Origin of the sequence: Nonomuraea sp. NPDC005730, assembly GCF_040630865.1 — a bacterium.
Classification (GTDB): Bacteria; Actinomycetota; Actinomycetes; order Streptosporangiales; family Streptosporangiaceae; genus Nonomuraea.
Map to the genome: position 1 here is coordinate 70,469 of NZ_JBEXYK010000037.1, position 15,197 is coordinate 85,665.

A 15,197-nucleotide genomic window follows, 5' to 3' on the forward strand; every position below is an offset into this window, starting at 1 on the left:
GCAGGCGGCGACGGCCGGAGCGGTCGTCGCCGCCAGTACTTTTCCTCTCATCGTGAACCGCCGGAGCCGAGGGATGCGACAGAGAGGCATGACACCGATGAACGGGCTCCCGTGAGCGAGCACGAGACGTGGCAGGACGCCCGGCTGCTGGAGGCCGTGGCCGACGGCGACCGGCGTGCGCTGGAAGTCCTCTATGCCCGGCACGCGCCCTGGCTGCTCCTCCGGCTCACCCGCCGCTGCGCCGACCCGGCCGTGGTGGACGAGGCGGTCCAGGACACCTTCGTCGCGGTCTGGCGTACCGCGCGCAAATGGAACGGGCGGGGCGAGGTCGCGGCCTGGATCTGGGGGATCGGCGTGCGCCGCCTGCTCGACCAGCTGCGCCGCCGCCCCGCGGCGCTGCCCGCCCACCAGCAGGTCATGGTCTCCGCCGAGGAGCAGGTGCTGCTCGGCATCGAGTACGGCGAGCTCGGCCGGGCGCTCAACCAGCTCTCCCCGGAGCTGCGCGCCGTGGTCCAGGCGACCGTGCTGGACGGCCTGACCACCCGCGAGGCCGGACGCCTGCTCGGCATCCCGGCCGGCACGGTCAAGACCCGGATGATGCGCGCCCGCGCGCTGCTGAGGGAGGAACTGGCGTGAGCGCCTGGCACATGGACGACGGCATGGCCGCGGCGTACGCGGCGGGCGAGCTGCCCGCGACGCCCGCCGCCTCCGTCGAGGCCCACCTGCTGGCCTGCGAGCAGTGCCGGCTCCTGCTGGCCTCGCGGGTGCCGCGGGCCCGCCTGGACCGGGTCTGGGACGACATCGCCGACTCCGTCGACGCGCCCGCGCCCCGCCCGGTCGAACGGCTGCTGCGGGCCGCCGGGGTACGCGAGCACACCGCCCGCCTGCTGGGCGCCACGACCTCGCTGCGGCTGCCGTGGCTGGCCGCGAGCGCCGTGGCGCTGTTCTTCGCCGCGCTGGCCTCGGGGGAGACGACCCGGTGGGGGCTGCTGACGTTCCTCACGCTGGCGCCGGTCGTGCCGGTGGCCGGGGTCGCCGTGGCCTTCGGGCGGGACGGCGATCCGGCGCACGAGATCGGGCTGGCCGCGCCGTACTCGACGTTCCGGCTGATGCTGATGCGGGCCGCCGCCGTGGTGGCGTCGTCGTCGGCGCTGGCGCTGGCGGCCGGGCTGACCCTGCCGGGCGGCGGCTGGGCGACGGCCGCGTGGCTGCTGCCCTCGCTCGCCCTGACCTCGCTGACCCTGGCGCTGTCCAGCCGGTACGACCCGCGCCGCTGCGCCGTCGCGGTGACCGTGCCCTGGGTGGCCGCGGTCGTCGCCACGAACGTGCGCGAGCCGGACCTGGCCATGTTCGGGGCCGCCGGGCAGGCCGGCTACCTGGCCGTCATCGTGGTGTCCGTCGTCCTGCTCGTCGTCCGCCGCGGGGAGTTCTCATGATCGAGGCAGTCGGCCTGGTGAAGACCTACGGCCGCAGCCGGGCCCTGGACGGGCTCACCCTGAGCGCGGGCAAGGGCGTCACCGGCCTGCTCGGCCCGAACGGCGCGGGCAAGAGCACCCTCGTCCGGGTCCTCGCGACCGTCCTCGCGCCGGACGGGGGCGAGCTGCGGCTGCTCGGCCGCGACCCGGGCGCGGGCCGGCTGGAGATCCGGCGGCGGCTCGGCTACCTGCCGCAGGACCTGGGCTTCCAGCGCGGCCTCACCGCCTTCGAGTTCGTCGACTACGTGGCGGTCCTGAAGGAGATGACACACCGCCGGTCCAGGCACGACGAGGTGCGCCGGGTGATCGAGGAGGTCGGGCTCACGTCCGTGAGCGGCAGGCGCGTCCGCACGCTGTCGGGCGGCATGCGGCGGCGCCTCGGCATCGCCCAGGCCCTGCTCGGCGAGCCCGAGCTGATCCTCCTGGACGAGCCCGCCGCCGGTCTCGACCCGGAGCAGCGGCTGCTGTTCGGCGAGCTGGTCGCGCGCCTCGGCCAGGACCGCGCGGTCGTGCTGTCCACCCACCAGACGGAGGACGTCGCCGCACTCTGCGACCGCCTGGTCGTGCTCAAGGGCGGCCGGTGCGCGTTCACCGGCACCCCGGCGGAGCTCCGGGCGCTGGCCGAGGGGCAGGTCTGGGTGTCGGCGGAGAAGGCGGGCGGCCGCTCCCGGCGGACCGGCGACGGCCTGTACCGCGGCCTCGGCCCCGCCCCCACGGACGCCCGTCCCGCCGACCCGACCCTGGAGGACGGCTACCTGCTGCTCCTCACCGGCGCGACCACGGAGACGACGGCATGACGCGCCACGTGAGCCCCATCGCGCCGGGCAAATCCGACGAGCTGGAGAACGGCGGAGGACCCGCGCACCTGCTGCCCTCGCTCGCGCTGGCCGAGACCCGGCGGCTGATGCTGCACCCGCTCGCGATCACGGGCCTGGTCCTGTACCTGATCGGCCTGGCCACCACGGAATGGGCGCCCCGGCCCGCCTACAGCGCGCTCACCAACGAACTCGTCCTCCCGCTGGGCGTGCCGCTGTTCTTCGCCGCGACGCTCACGGCCTCGGCCACCAGACGCGCGGGCACCGACGAGCTGCTGGCCGCGACCCCCGCCGGACGCGACCTGCGCACCGCGGCCTCCTGCCTGGCCGCGCTGGGGCCGTTCCTGCTGGCCTGCGCGATGCAGGCCGTCCTGGTGACGGTCTACGCGGTCGCCGACGTCGAGCTGGAGCGGTTCCCGAGCGTCCACGAGATCGGCGCCGGGCCGTTGTGCGTGCTCGGGGCCGGCACGCTGGGGGTCGCGGTGGCCCGGTGGCTGCCGTGGCCGGGGGCTTCCGTCCTGGTGATGCTCGTGCTGATCGCCGTCAACGGGGTCGTGGAGCCGCTGCACTCGACGCTGACCATGCTGGGCTTCTACGTCGAGTTCGCGCGGTGGGGGCCGCCGCCGTACCTGGACGGCGTGGGCTTCGTGGCCGGCTCGCCCGACTGGCACGCCCTCTACCTGCTGGCGCTGGGCCTGGGGGCCGGGGCGCTGGCGATGACCCGCGACTCCGCTCGGCGCGGGCTCTGGCTCGGCATCGGCGCCGCCCTGGTCGCGATCGCGGCCGTGGCCGCCACCCGGCAACTGCCGTGACCCCGCCCACCTCGCGACACCCGCTCGTGCGGGTGCCGGGTGTGCGTGGCCGGGCGCGTGCGCTGCTGGTCCGGGTGCCCGGTGTGCGTGGCTGGGCGAGGGCGTCGCTCGTCCGGCGGCTGCGGCGGGCCGTCGCCGCCACCGGGCCGCAGGCCGCGCTGGCCGCCGTGGTCGAGCTGGTACGGGACGGGCTGCCGGCCGCCGGGGTCGCCGTGGAGCTGGCCGGCGTCCGGATCGTGTCGGGCGAGCCCTGGCCGGTGGCCCACGACGTGCCGCTCGTGTGGCACGGACGGGCGGTGGGCCGCCTGCTGATCACCCCGTCCGCCGACCCGCGGGCGGTCGCCGCGATCACCCCGTACGTCGCCGGCGCCGCCCACACCATGGCCGTCACCGCGGACCTGCGCCGGGCCAGGGAACGCGTGCTCGCCATCCGCGAGGAGGAACGTCGCCGCCTCCACCACGACCTGCGAGAAGGGCTCGGCCGGGCACTGCGCGACCTGGCCGGGACGGTCGACGCCGCCGCCACCGGCCACCGCACCGACCCGGCCGCTGCCGACCTGCTCCTGCACGACCTGAGCGCCGCCATGAACACGATCAGCCAGGAGATCAGAGCCCTGCTCCAGGACCCGCGCCCGCGTCCTCGCGTGCCGTCGCCGCGGCTCGACCGGGCGCGGGCTCATTCGGGGGCGACAGGCGTGACGTAGACCTCCCGGATCTCCGGACGCCGCCGCAGGCGTTCCTCGACCGCGGCCATGGCCCGCTCGGCCCGGGGCAGGTCGGTGGCCGAGGCGAGGGTCACCCGGGCGGCCACCATGACCTGGTGGGGCCCGACGATCACCGCGATCACCCCGCGCACCCCCGTGACACCCGGCACCTCGACGATCGCGCGGCGGATGCGGGCCAGGTCGGCGGCGTCCACGCTGGGCGCGGCGATGAGGTTCTGGTTGAGCCGCAGCAGCAGGCCCGAGACCGCGACCAGCAGGATCCCGATCAGCACGCTGCCCAGCGAGTCGAAGACCTCGTTCCCGGTCGCCTGGTGCAGCGCGAGGCCGGCCACCGCGATCGGGCCGCTGACCACGGCCGCCGCGTTGGCCAGGGTCACGGTCTTGGCCGCCGGGTCGCTGCCGGCCAGCAGCTCCGCCCACAATGACCGGCCGGTCACCGTGGCCCGCGCGCCGAGCGCCCGTACCGAGACGGCCAGGGCCCACCCGTCGCTGACCGTGATCAGCACGATCACCAGGTAGCCCAGCGCGTACGAACCGCCCGAGGCCGACGGCTCGCCCAGACCCTCCACGATCGAGGCGACGCCCCCGCCCACGAACAGCCCCACGGCGGCGAACAGCGACCAGAAGAAGATCTCCTGCCCGTAGCCGAGCGGGTGCCGCTCGTCGGCCGGGCGCGCCACCCGCGCCAGCCCGATCAGCAGGAACACCTCCACCCCGAAGTCGGCCACGCTGAACATGGCCTCGGCGTACAGGATGGCCGAGCCGGTGACCGCCGTCAGGACCCCGAGGACGACGGCCTGCGCCCCCACGACCACCATCGTGACGATCACGCTGGTCCGGCTGCTGGGCCGCGCGCTCATGCCCGCACGACCTCCCGGCCGGCGGTCATCGCTTGGGTGTCACCCGTACGACGGCGCGGCCGCGGTCGAAGGAGAGGAAGCGCAGGACGACGTCGTTCAGGGTGAGCGTGGTGACGCCCCGAATGTAGCCCGAGCAGCCCCCGCCCTCGTCGAACTTGCAGGTGGACGCGCCGCCCTGCTCGCCCTGGGAGCTCATGTCCCCGCCCCCGGTGAAGTCCGCCTCCCACGTGACCTTGTCGCCCTGGACGCTCGCGACGGCGAACCGGGAGACCCCGTGACGCTGCCCGAACCGCAGGACGTCGCCCGCCCTGAGGGTGACCTCGCACCGGGCGTCCGCGCACCCGCCGACCTCCCGCCCGCCCTCGCCCTCGGCGGCATCGGGAGACGACCCGCCCGGCGCGGACCCCGACGCGGCGGATCCGGACGGCGCGGGCGCGGACGGCGACGTGCCCCCGGCCGTCCCGACGGGACCGGCGCATCCGGTCAGCGAGCAAGCCAGCAGAAGTACAAGCCACTTGACCATGGCAAACACCCTAGGCTCCGGGACCGACCCGGCCCCGGAGCCTCGCCCGGCGCGCCGCCGCACGTGCTCAACGAGTGACGCGCAAGGCCCACTCGACGCACAGCCGCCGGGCCGGCCGGAGGCGCAGCCGTGCAGGGCGGTCGCGAATGGAACGGGTCCGGAACGGGATGGAACGCCCTGCATTACGTGAGTCATTCGTCGAAGTCCTCGATACCCGCCGGCCACACCGGCCACGTCACCGGGCGGCGCCGTTCTCCGGCGTCGTCGTTGGCGTTGCTCATCGCCGGTCAGGGGTTCTCCGGTTTCGGCGACCAGTTCTTCGTCGTCGCCCTTCCGGGGATCGTGCTGCTGCGGCACGGCACCGCGACCCTCGGCACGGTGCTGACCGTCTACGGGGTCTTCCGGCTGGTCGGGCTCGTGCTCGGCGGCCCGCTCGCGGACCGCTGGACGCCCAGGCCGGTCATGCTGGCGGCCGACGTCGTCCGGGCCCCGGCCGCCGGGCTGCTGTGCGCCCTGGCCTGGGACGGCGCCGACCGGCTCTGGGCACTGGCGGCCGGCACGGCGGTGCTCGGCCTGGCCGGGGGCGCCTTCCTGCCGGCCAACTTCGCCGTCATCCCCGACATCGTCGAGGAGTCGCGGGTCCAGAGCGCCAACAGCCGCAACTACGCGACCGCGCAGGCCGTCGCGCTGACCGGGCCGGTGGTCGCGGGCCTGTTCGTCGCCCGTCTGGGCCCGGGGCCGGCGCTCGCCGTGGACGCGGCCTCGTTCGCGGTGTCGGTGGCGACCCTGTGGTTCGTCCGGCCGCACCCCGGCCGGGTGCGTCCGGAGCGGGGCAGCGGCGGGCCCGGCATGTGGGCCGTCGTGCGCGGGTTCCCGCTGTTCAGGATCATCCTGACGCTGGCCGCCGTCGGCAATCTTGGGTTCGCCGGGATCCTGGAGGTCGGGCTGCCCGCACTGCTGCACGAGAGCGCGCCGGCCACGTTCTCCACCGCGTACGGGGTCGTGCTGGGGGCCTTCGGGCTCGGCGCGCTCGCGGGCAGCGTCGCGGCGGGCCTGCTGCGCGCCCCGCGCAACCCGGTACGGGTGGCGGTCCTGCTGATGCTCCCGCAGGCCGCGCTGCTCGGCGCGGTCGGCCTGATCGAGGGCCAGTTCTGGCCCGCGGCGCTCTTCCTCGGCGCGGGCGCGGCGAACGCGGCGGGCAACGTGCTGCTGATCACCGTCGTGCACACCGCGCTGCCCGCGGCGGTCCGCGGGCGCGTGTCCGGGGCGCTGCTGGTGGCCTCGTTCGGGCTCTTCCCCGTGGGCGCGCTGCTCGCGGGACTCCTGGCTTCCGCGGCCGGTCCGAGGGCGGTGTTCCTTCTCGGGGCCGCCCTCGTGGCCGCGGCAGGTGTGGCCGGTCTCGTCTCCGGGCCGGTCCGGGCATTCGCGAGAGGGGGTGAATCGCATGACGTACGAGATGAACGACCTGGGCACTGAGGCGCCGGTCGAGGTGAGCTGGATCATTTTCTGATCCCGGCGATAGACCCGCAGAAAGCGGCAGTCAGCAAGTGGGCATCCGGGGGGAACGGCCGCCCCCCGGATGCCCGTTCGGCCATTTCCGACCCGACGGCGCAGAAGGACGAAGGAAGATGCCCGTTTCGCTCGACAGACTCATCCGTGTCAAACCCATCTACCCGGTGTACCGGCTGGACGGCACCCGGTTCCGGATCGGCGCCCAGGCAGGCGTCACCGTCGACTTCACCGACCCGTACGGACAACTGTGGACCCTCGTCGAAGCGCTCGACGGCACCCGGACGCTCGGCGAGGTCGCCGCTGCGGTGGGCCGGGCGCACCCGGGCATCGGCGTCGAGGACGTGCTCGATGCGGTACGCGACCTGGACGGCCGCGGCTTCCTGGAGGACGCCCGCCCCAGCCCGTACGACGGCGGCGACGCGCGCCGCTACCAGGGCAACGTCAACTACTTCAGCCACTACGCCGGCCTGTCCGCCGCCCGCGAGCAGCCGCAGGACCGGCTGCGCGGCGCCCACTGCGTGCTGCTCGGCCTGGGCGGCGGCGGCTCGTACATCCTGCCCATGCTGCTGGCGGCCGGGTTCGGCCGGATCACGGCCGTCGACTACGACCGGGTCGAGCTGAGCAACCTGAACCGGCAGTTCCTCTACCGGGAGAGCGACCTCGGCGCGTACAAGACCGCGGTGGCCGCGCGGATGGCCAAGGAGGTGAACCCGGACGTCGAGTTCGCCGCCGTCCAGCGCAGGATCGAGTCGGCCGCGGACGTCGCCCGGCTCGTCCGGGGCGCCGACGTCGCGATCTGCGCGATCGACGAGCCGCCGTTCGTCGCGCAGCGGCGGGTGAACGCGGGCTGCGTGCAGGAGGGGGTGCCGTACGTGTGCGGCGGCTCGTTCGTCACCCGGGGCCGGCTGTTCTCGGTGCGTCCGCACGAGACGGGCTGCATGGACTGCCTGCACCTGTACTACTCGCGCGCCGACCCCAGCTACCTCGCCCAGCTCGCCGGGGCGCTGCGGGCCGAGCACGGCCGGGTGACCCTCGCCTTCGCCCCGCACATCGCGCTGGTCGCGTCGCTGATCACCGGAGAGGCGATCCGGCTGGTCACCGGCCACGCCGAGCCGATCGCCCTGGGCCGCCAGCTCGACGTGCACTTCGAGACCGGCGAGCTGGAGGTCATGTCCCAGTGGCCGCGCGACCCGGCCGGCTGCCCGGTCTGCGGCGACGGCGCCGACGCGGCCTCGTTCGCGGTGTGGGCGGAGGCGGAGAGCGGCTCGCCTATGCTTCGCTAGATGGACGTCATCCATCCCCCCAAACTCAAAGCGGGCGACGTCGTCCGCGTGGTCGCGCCGGCCTGCTCGCGCGCGATGGTCATGGAGCACGACCACAGCGCGATCATCGACGCCCGCTTCGCCGAGCTCGGCCTGACGCTCACCTACGGCCGCCACGTCGACGAGCGGGACGCCTTCAACTCCAGCAGCGTCGCCTCCCGCGTCGCCGACCTGCACGACGCCTTCGCCGACCCGTCGGTGGCGGCGATCCTGACCGTCATCGGCGGCTACAACTGCAACGAGCTCCTGCCGCACCTCGACTGGGAGCTGATCCGGGCCAACCCCAAGATCCTGTGCGGCTACTCCGACATCACCGCCCTGCAGAACGCCGTCCTCGCCCGCGCCGGGCTGGTCACGTACTCGGGCCCCCACTGGTCGACGTTCGGGATGCGCGACCACTTCGAGCAGACCCTGGAGTGGTTCGCCTCCGTCCTGTTCGGCGACGCGCCGGTCGAGCTGGGGGCGTCGAAGTACTGGACCGACGACCTGTGGTTCCTCGACCAGGACGGGCGCGAGCCGATGCCCAACGAGGGCTGGTGGCCGCTGCGGCCCGGCGTCGCCGAGGGGCGCGTCGTCGGCGGCAACCTCTGCACCCTGAACCTGCTGCAGGGCACGCCGTACATGCCGTCACTCGACGGCGCGCTGCTGATCGTGGAGGACGACCTGGAGTCCCACCCGGCGACCTTCGCCCGCAACCTCACCTCGCTGCTCCAGCTCCCGGGCGCCGAGACCGTCCGCGGCCTGGTGATCGGGCGGTTCCAGCAGGCCAGCCGGATGACCCGGGCCCTTCTCGAGCAGATCGTCGAGACGCAGCCGGGTTTGCGGGACGTTCCCGTCCTGGCCAACGTCGACGTCGGCCACACCAACCCGCTGGCCACCTTCCCGGTCGGCGGCCGGGCCCGCCTGGCGGTCACCCCCGAACCGTCGCTGACCCTCATCAGCCACTGACCCTCGCCGACCGGTGACCCGCCGCCGCTAGGACGCGGCGGCGGGCTCGCGGCGCGGGGCCGTGGCCTCGGCCAGGGCCTCGCGCTCGGCCTCGACCAGGGTGCGGCAGCGCGCCGCCTCGGCCTCCACCCGGGCCTCGTCCCAGCCGAGCAGCCCCGCCATCAGCCGCGCCACCACGGGGGCCGCGTCGAGCGCGGCGGGGATCGCCTCGATGAGCATCCGGGTCCGGCGCGACAGGACGTCCTCGGCGTGCAGCGCGCCCTCGTGCGTGACGGCGTACACGGCCTCGGCCCTGATCCACGGGCACCCCGCCACCAGCGGCTCGCCGAGCGAGCGGTCGTCGTCGACCAGGGCGAGCACCTCGGTCGCGAGCGTGCCGTAACGCTGGACGAGGTGCTCCACGACGTCGGCGTCCACGTCGTGGTCCTCGGCCAGCCGCCGTACGGACGCGCGCACCGCCGGCAGCCCGTCCGCGCCGATCAGCGGCAGCCGGTCGGTCACCGACTCCGGCACGTCGAAGCCCTCCAGCGCCGCGTCGACCACGTCCTTGGCCATGACCCGGTACGTGGTGAACTTGCCCCCGGCGATCGTGGCCAGGCCCGGCGCCGGCACGTCCACGACGTGCTCGCGGGACAGCTTCGTGGTCGCCGAGTTCTCGTCGGCCGCCACCAGCGGGCGCAGGCCCACGTAGACGCCCACCACGTCGTCGCGGGTCAGTGGCCGGGCCAGCACGGCGTTGGCGTGGTCGAGGATGTAGTCGATGTCCTCGCCGGTGGCGGCCGGCTCCTCGCGGTCGCCGTCGTACTCGGTGTCGGTGGTGCCGACGATCCACCGCCGTCGCGTCCAGGGGATGATGAACAGCACGCTCTTCTCGGTCGGGATGATCATGCCGGTGGACGAGGCGATGGCCTCGCCCGGCACCATCACGTGCACGCCCTTCGACATCCTGACCTTGAAACCGGCCGGCGCCGAGCCGGGCAGCCCGTTGATCGGGTCGGTCCACACGCCCGCGCACACCACCACGGCGTCGGCCCTGACGTCGAGGTCGCGGCCGGTCTCCTCGTCATGCACGCGGGCGCCGACGATGCGCTCGCTGCCCTGGTCGCGGAGCATCTCGACGACCCGCGTCCGGGTGGCGATCACGGCGCCGTGCGCGGCGGCCGTCCTGGCCAGGGTGAGGGTGAAACGCGCGTCGTCCACCTGGGCGTCGAAGTAGATCATGCTGCCCGACACCGCGTCCGCGCGGAGGCCGGGCGCCATCCGGCGCGACTCCTTGACCGACAGGTACCGGTGCCGGGGCATCGGCCGGCGCATGCCCTCCAGCGTGTCGTACAGGGTGAGCCCGGCCCCGACGTACGGCCGCTCGATGAGCCCGTGCTGCAGCGGATACAGGAACGTGACCGGCTTGACCAGGTGCGGGGCCAGCCGCGAGACCAGCAGGTCGCGCTCCTTCAGCGCCTCGCGGACCAGCTTGAAGTCGAACTGCTCCAGGTAGCGCAGCCCGCCGTGGATGAGCTTGCTCGACCTGCTGGACGTGCCGGCGGCCAGGTCGCGGCTCTCCACCAGCGCGACCCGCAGCCCGCGGGAGGCGGCGTCCAGCGCGGCGCCCGCGCCGGTCACGCCGCCGCCGACCACCAGCACGTCGAAGGACTGCTCCGCCAGCCGGTCGATGGCTGCCTGACGGTTCCTGGCGTCCATCGCCCCGGTCATGTTCATTGATCCCCCGAACAACACTTTGTGCTCAAACGCTCACGATCCGTATACGTTTCCCCGATCGGGGAATGGCACACAACGCCGACACCACGAAAGCGGGGACAGCGGTGGTCGAACGTGTAAAACGCCTGGAACTGGCCGGTGAGCTCATCGCCGAGTTCGCCGGCACGATGGTGCTCATCCTGTTCGGGGTGGGCGTCGTCGCCCAGGTGGTCGCGGCCGGCATCGGCGATCACGACAGCATCGCCTGGGCGTGGGGGATCGGCGTCGCGCTCGGCGTCTACGTCGCGGGCCGCATCACCGGCGCCCATCTCAACCCCGCCGTCACGCTGGCGTTCGCGACCTTCCGCGGGTTCCCGTGGGCCAAGGTGGTGCCGTACTCGCTGGCGCAGACCGCGGGGGCGTTCGTCGGGGCGCTGCTGGTGCGCTGGAACTACACCGAGGTGCTGAACAAGGTGGACCCCGGGCACACGCTGAAGACCCAGACCGTCTTCTCCACCCTGCCCGGCAACGGCTCGCTCCCGGTCGGCGCCTGGGGCGGGTTCCGCGACCAGATCATCGGCACCGCCATCCTGATGTTCGTCCTGTACGCCCTGTCCGACTCGCACAACCTCGCGCCCAGCGCCAACCTCAGCCCGGTGGTCATCGGCCTGCTCATCGTCGGCATCGGCATGGCGTGGGGCGCCGACGCCGGCTACGCGATCAACCCGGCGCGCGACTTCGGGCCGCGCCTGGCCAGCTTCCTCACCGGCTACGACGGCGCCTGGCGCGACCAGTACGGCGACCTGTACTTCTGGGTGCCCATCGTCGGCCCCCTGCTCGGCGGCCTGGCCGGCGCCGGGCTCTACCAGCTCATGATCGCCCGGTTCCTCCCAGAGCCCGAGCCCGACATCGAGGACGCGGGCCGCGTCTGACCCGAACGGAGGAGAACGACCATGCCCGATTTCGTGGGGGCCGTCGACCAGGGCACCACCAGCACCAGGTTCATGATCTTCAATCACGGCGGCCTGGAGGTGTGCAAGTTCCAGCTCGAACACGACCAGATCCTCCCCAGGGCGGGCTGGGTGGAGCACAACCCGATCGAGATCTCGACCAGGACGTCCGCGGTGATCGAGACCGCGCTCCAGCGCACCGGGCTGCACGACACCGACCTGGCCGCCGTGGGCATCACCAACCAGCGCGAGACCACGGTCGTGTGGAACCCGCGCACCGGCCGCCCGTACTGCAACGCCATCGTGTGGCAGGACACCAGGAGCGCCAGGATCGCCGCGCAGCTCGAACGGGACGGCCGCGGCGAGGTCATCCGCAGGAAGACGGGCCTGCGGCCGGACGCCTACTTCTCCGGCGGCAAGATCCAGTGGATCCTGGAGAACGTCGAGGGCGTACGCCAGGCGGCCGAGCGGGGCGAGGCGGTCTTCGGCAACACCGACACCTGGACCCTGTGGAACCTCACCGGCGGCGCCCGCGGCGGCGTGCACGTCACCGACGTGACCAACGCCAGCCGCACCATGCTGATGGACCTGGAGACGCTGGAGTGGGACGACGAGCTGCTGTCCTTCTTCGGCATCCCGCGCGAGATGCTGCCGGAGATCCGCCCGTCCTCGGAGCCCGCCTCCTACGGCACCACCAGCAGGTACGGCCCGTTCGGCGGCGAGGTGCCGATCACCGGCATCCTGGGCGACCAGCAGGCGGCCACCGTCGGCCAGGTGTGCTTCTCGCCGGGCGAGGCCAAGAACACCTACGGCACCGGCAACTTCATGCTCCTCAACACCGGCACCGACCTCGTACGCTCCGAGCGCGGCCTGCTCACCACCGTCGCCTACAAGTTCGCCGGCCAGCCGGCCGTGTTCGCGCTGGAGGGCTCGATCGCGGTGACCGGGTCGGCCGTGCAGTGGCTGCGCGACCAGTTGCACATCATCCGTTCCTCCGCGCAGAGCGAGGACCTGGCCCGGCAGGTGACCGACAACGGCGGGATCTACTTCGTCCCGGCGTTCTCGGGGTTGTTCGCGCCGTACTGGCGGCCCGACGCGCGCGGCGCGATCGTCGGCCTGTCCCGGTACAACAGGGACGCCCACCTGGCGCGCGCCACGCTGGAGGCCATCTGCTACCAGAGCAGGGACGTCGTGGAGGCCATGCAGCAGGACTCCGGCGTGGTGCTGGACGTGCTGAAGGTCGACGGCGGCGTCACCGCGAACAACCTGTGCATGCAGCTCCAGTCCGACATCCTGGGCGTGCCGGTCAGCCGCCCGGTGGTGGCCGAGACGACGGCGCTGGGCGCCGCGTACGCCGCCGGGCTGGCCGTCGGCTACTGGAAGGACACCGACGAACTGCGCGCCAACTGGGCCGAGGACCGGCGCTGGAACCCGGAGTGGAGCGACGAGCAGCGCGAGAAGGGCTACGAGGGCTGGAAACGAGCGGTGAGCCGCACCCTCGACTGGGAGTCCTGACCGCCGGCCGGACCCCGGACGGCCGCGCCCCGGCAAGGCCGCGACCGGGCGGCCCGGCCCGGCCCCCGATCCGGGCGCGGGCCGCCTTTCGGGCGGGTCGCTCACATGCCGGGCGGCGGGTACGCCTCCGGGTTCTTCTTCGGGTCGGGCATCTGGTCCCAGGACGGGTCGTCGATCACCTTGCACGGCTTGGCCGGCCCGTCGATCAGGAAGCCGCTGAACTGCCACAGCGCCCTGGGCTTCTCGGGGCCGGAGGTCTGGTCGCCGTTCTCGGTGAACTCCAGAACGGCGGTCTGCCCAGCCTTGATGCGCTTGGGGTCGATCCGTACCTGGCCGCCGCCCATCCGGAACGTCTTCGCGTTGGGGCTGTTCTCGATCGCCTCCCTGATCCTCTTGTGGACCGCGGGGTCCTTGCTCTGAAGCTCTTCCTTGGTGAAGGAGGGGCCGGCGTCGGCGGGGGCGCGGTCGGGGGCGCAGCGGGTGCCGGGCTTGAGGTAGGAGACGTCGGAGGGCACGCCGAGCGCCGCCAGGTCCTTCTCCACCTGGGCGGGGTCGCGGAACTCGTTGATCCGCAGCGTGATCGTGCCGTCGGTGTTCTTGGTGACCGCGTAGGCGGGGGCGTCCGAACCGTTGAGGAACGGCGTCACGACCGCTGCGGCGGCCGCGACGGCGGCCACCGCAGCGCCGGTGAGCAGGCGCCGCCTGGTGCGCCGGCGCCGGACCCCGTTGCGGGCCTCGATCTCGGCTTTCAGTTCCATCAGTACGTGCTCCTTGAAGTTCATCGGATTCCTTCCATGACGAAGGGAGCCATCTCCGGCACGTCCATGAGCGCGTGGCGGGCGCGATGCAACCTGGCCCGGGCGGCTCCCTGCCGGATGCCCAGTGCGGTGGCCGCCTCGCCGATCGTGAGCTGGTCGATGACGACCAGTTCGAGCATCGCGCGGTCACCGTCGGGCAGTCCGGCCATGGCCTGGAAGGCCCGCCTGGCCAGGTTCTCGGCGTCTATCCGCGCCACGAGCTCGGCCACGTCGTCGGTGTCGAGGTGCCTTCGCCCGCCGACGCGACCGGCCAGCTTCGTCTCCTTGTACGCCCGCCGCCGCTCGGCCGAGAGCGTGTTGCGCGCGACGCCGTACAGCCAGGCGATCTCACTGCCACGGCCGGGCCGGTAGGTGTGGGCGGAGTCGAGCACCGCCATGAACACCTCCGCCACCAGGTCGGCGGCCGTGTGGGGATCATCGACCCGGCGCGCGAGGAACGAGGTGACCGCATCGACGTGGCGCCGGTAGAAGGCTTCGAAAGCGTCCGGATCTGTAGCGATATCCGGCTGTTTGCGACGCACCGGCCGTGCTCCCTTCGTCGATTACACCCCTTCTTGGTCAGTAGCCGAGAAAACGTTATGAGAGCCAACAGAACAGACGTCTCGCGCCGGCTCTGACAATGCCGGGCGCGGCCTTGCTACGTTGCCCGGCATGGGCCACGGAGCGAGATCACTGAGCCGGACCGACGTCACCACGGCGCTGGTCATGACCCTCGACGCCGCGGGCGCCGCCGTCCCCTACCGGCTGTGCGGCACGGGCGCGGCGCTGCTGCAAGGCGTCCCCCTGCCGGCCGGGGACATCGACCTCCTGATGCCCGGCCGGGCGGAGCTGCACGCGTTCGCCGCGGCCCTGTCGCCGTTCCGCTGCCTCCACGCCCCCGCCTGGATCCCCGAGAGCGACCAGTACTTCGCCAGATTCGCGGTGAACGGGGTGGAGGTCGAGCTCAGCACAGTCGAGCGGAAGGCCGAGTCGGACGCCCTGGAGTGCGTCGGCGAAGGGCCGTGGCGGCATCACGTCCTGGTCACGTGCGGCCCGCACCAGGTGCCGGCGATCCGGCTGGAGATCCGGCTGGCCACCGAGCTCCTGCGCGACCGCGCCGACCGGTACGGGCCGCTCGTCGCCCACCTGCGCACCCACGGCTTCGACCCCGGCCTGCTGCGGCGCGCGATGGACGCCGCCGGCGTCCCGGCCGCCCGCCGGCGCCCGATCCTGGAGGATCTCCGGTGA

Annotated in this window: 16 protein-coding genes; 11 read left to right on the forward strand and 5 right to left on the reverse strand. The window is 73.3% G+C overall.

The annotated features are described in order from the left end of the window. The first annotated feature begins 111 nt into the window (after positions 1 to 111). From ABZ444_RS32595 to ABZ444_RS32615, 5 genes are read left to right on the forward strand one after another with little or no spacing between them, the layout of a single operon-like run. Positions 112 to 636, forward strand: coding sequence for an RNA polymerase sigma factor (locus tag ABZ444_RS32595; RefSeq protein WP_358005220.1), 525 nt, complete (start codon positions 112 to 114; stop codon positions 634 to 636). Beyond that, positions 633 to 1,436 (forward strand): zf-HC2 domain-containing protein, encoded by an 804-nt coding sequence (locus tag ABZ444_RS32600; RefSeq protein WP_358005223.1) that lies wholly within the window; start codon positions 633 to 635, stop codon positions 1,434 to 1,436. Before ABZ444_RS32595 ends, ABZ444_RS32600 begins: the two co-directional genes overlap by 4 nt. After that, entirely contained in the window at positions 1,433 to 2,272 is an 840-nt protein-coding gene (locus tag ABZ444_RS32605) for an ATP-binding cassette domain-containing protein (RefSeq protein ID WP_358005226.1), read from the forward strand. Before ABZ444_RS32600 ends, ABZ444_RS32605 begins: the two co-directional genes overlap by 4 nt. Continuing rightward, entirely contained in the window at positions 2,269 to 3,102 is an 834-nt protein-coding gene (locus tag ABZ444_RS32610; RefSeq protein ID WP_358005229.1) for a hypothetical protein, read from the forward strand. Before ABZ444_RS32605 ends, ABZ444_RS32610 begins: the two co-directional genes overlap by 4 nt. A gap of 32 nt (positions 3,103 to 3,134) precedes the next feature. Then, on the forward strand, positions 3,135 to 3,806 hold the full coding sequence (locus ABZ444_RS32615; protein WP_358005232.1) for a hypothetical protein: 672 nt from the start codon (positions 3,135 to 3,137) through the stop codon (positions 3,804 to 3,806). On the opposite strand, the gene ABZ444_RS32620 is transcribed toward ABZ444_RS32615, so the two are convergent. Then, a complete protein-coding gene (locus tag ABZ444_RS32620) occupies positions 3,779 to 4,687 on the reverse strand; it encodes a cation transporter (protein ID WP_358005235.1) in 909 nt (302 codons plus the stop codon). The genes ABZ444_RS32615 and ABZ444_RS32620 overlap by 28 nt on opposite strands. A 25-nt stretch (positions 4,688 to 4,712) precedes the next feature. Beyond that, positions 4,713 to 5,210, reverse strand: a complete 498-nt coding sequence (locus ABZ444_RS32625) for a hypothetical protein (RefSeq protein ID WP_358005238.1) — start codon at positions 5,208 to 5,210, stop codon at positions 4,713 to 4,715. A gap of 186 nt (positions 5,211 to 5,396) precedes the next feature. Between ABZ444_RS32625 and ABZ444_RS32630 the strand changes: the two genes are divergently transcribed. The 3 genes from ABZ444_RS32630 (at position 5,397) to ABZ444_RS32640 (ending at position 8,992) form a co-directional block, all read left to right on the forward strand. Next, complete coding sequence (locus ABZ444_RS32630; protein ID WP_358005241.1) at positions 5,397 to 6,686, forward strand: MFS transporter; 1,290 nt, start codon at positions 5,397 to 5,399, stop codon at positions 6,684 to 6,686. 152 nt (positions 6,687 to 6,838) lie between these two features. Next, positions 6,839 to 8,005, forward strand: coding sequence for a ThiF family adenylyltransferase (locus ABZ444_RS32635; RefSeq protein WP_358005244.1), 1,167 nt, complete (start codon positions 6,839 to 6,841; stop codon positions 8,003 to 8,005). Continuing rightward, positions 8,006 to 8,992, forward strand: a complete 987-nt coding sequence (locus ABZ444_RS32640) for a S66 peptidase family protein (protein ID WP_358005247.1) — start codon at positions 8,006 to 8,008, stop codon at positions 8,990 to 8,992. It begins immediately after the preceding gene. A 27-nt stretch (positions 8,993 to 9,019) separates the two neighbouring features. Here ABZ444_RS32640 and glpD read toward each other — a convergent pair whose 3' ends face one another. Next, complete coding sequence (gene glpD / locus ABZ444_RS32645) at positions 9,020 to 10,702, reverse strand: glycerol-3-phosphate dehydrogenase (protein WP_358005250.1); 1,683 nt, start codon at positions 10,700 to 10,702, stop codon at positions 9,020 to 9,022. A 110-nt stretch (positions 10,703 to 10,812) separates the two neighbouring features. On the opposite strand from glpD, the gene ABZ444_RS32650 reads away from it, so the two are divergent. Both ABZ444_RS32650 and glpK read left to right on the forward strand, forming a co-directional pair. Next, a complete protein-coding gene (locus tag ABZ444_RS32650) occupies positions 10,813 to 11,619 on the forward strand; it encodes an MIP/aquaporin family protein (RefSeq protein ID WP_358005253.1) in 807 nt (268 codons plus the stop codon). Positions 11,620 to 11,640: 21 nt separating this feature from the next. Next, entirely contained in the window at positions 11,641 to 13,152 is a 1,512-nt protein-coding gene (gene glpK / locus ABZ444_RS32655; RefSeq protein ID WP_358005256.1) for a glycerol kinase GlpK, read from the forward strand. Between the two features lie 101 nt (positions 13,153 to 13,253). On the opposite strand, the gene ABZ444_RS32660 is transcribed toward glpK, so the two are convergent. Together ABZ444_RS32660 and ABZ444_RS32665 are read right to left on the reverse strand one after the other, a co-directional pair. Next, complete coding sequence (locus ABZ444_RS32660) at positions 13,254 to 13,910, reverse strand: hypothetical protein (RefSeq protein ID WP_358005259.1); 657 nt, start codon at positions 13,908 to 13,910, stop codon at positions 13,254 to 13,256. 20 nt (positions 13,911 to 13,930) lie between these two features. After that, the gene (locus tag ABZ444_RS32665; protein WP_358005262.1) at positions 13,931 to 14,491 is read right to left on the reverse strand and encodes an RNA polymerase sigma factor; all 561 of its coding nucleotides are present in this window, start codon (positions 14,489 to 14,491) and stop codon (positions 13,931 to 13,933) included. A gap of 130 nt (positions 14,492 to 14,621) precedes the next feature. On the opposite strand from ABZ444_RS32665, the gene ABZ444_RS32670 reads away from it, so the two are divergent. Continuing rightward, positions 14,622 to 15,197 (forward strand): hypothetical protein, encoded by a 576-nt coding sequence (locus ABZ444_RS32670; RefSeq protein WP_358005265.1) that lies wholly within the window; start codon positions 14,622 to 14,624, stop codon positions 15,195 to 15,197.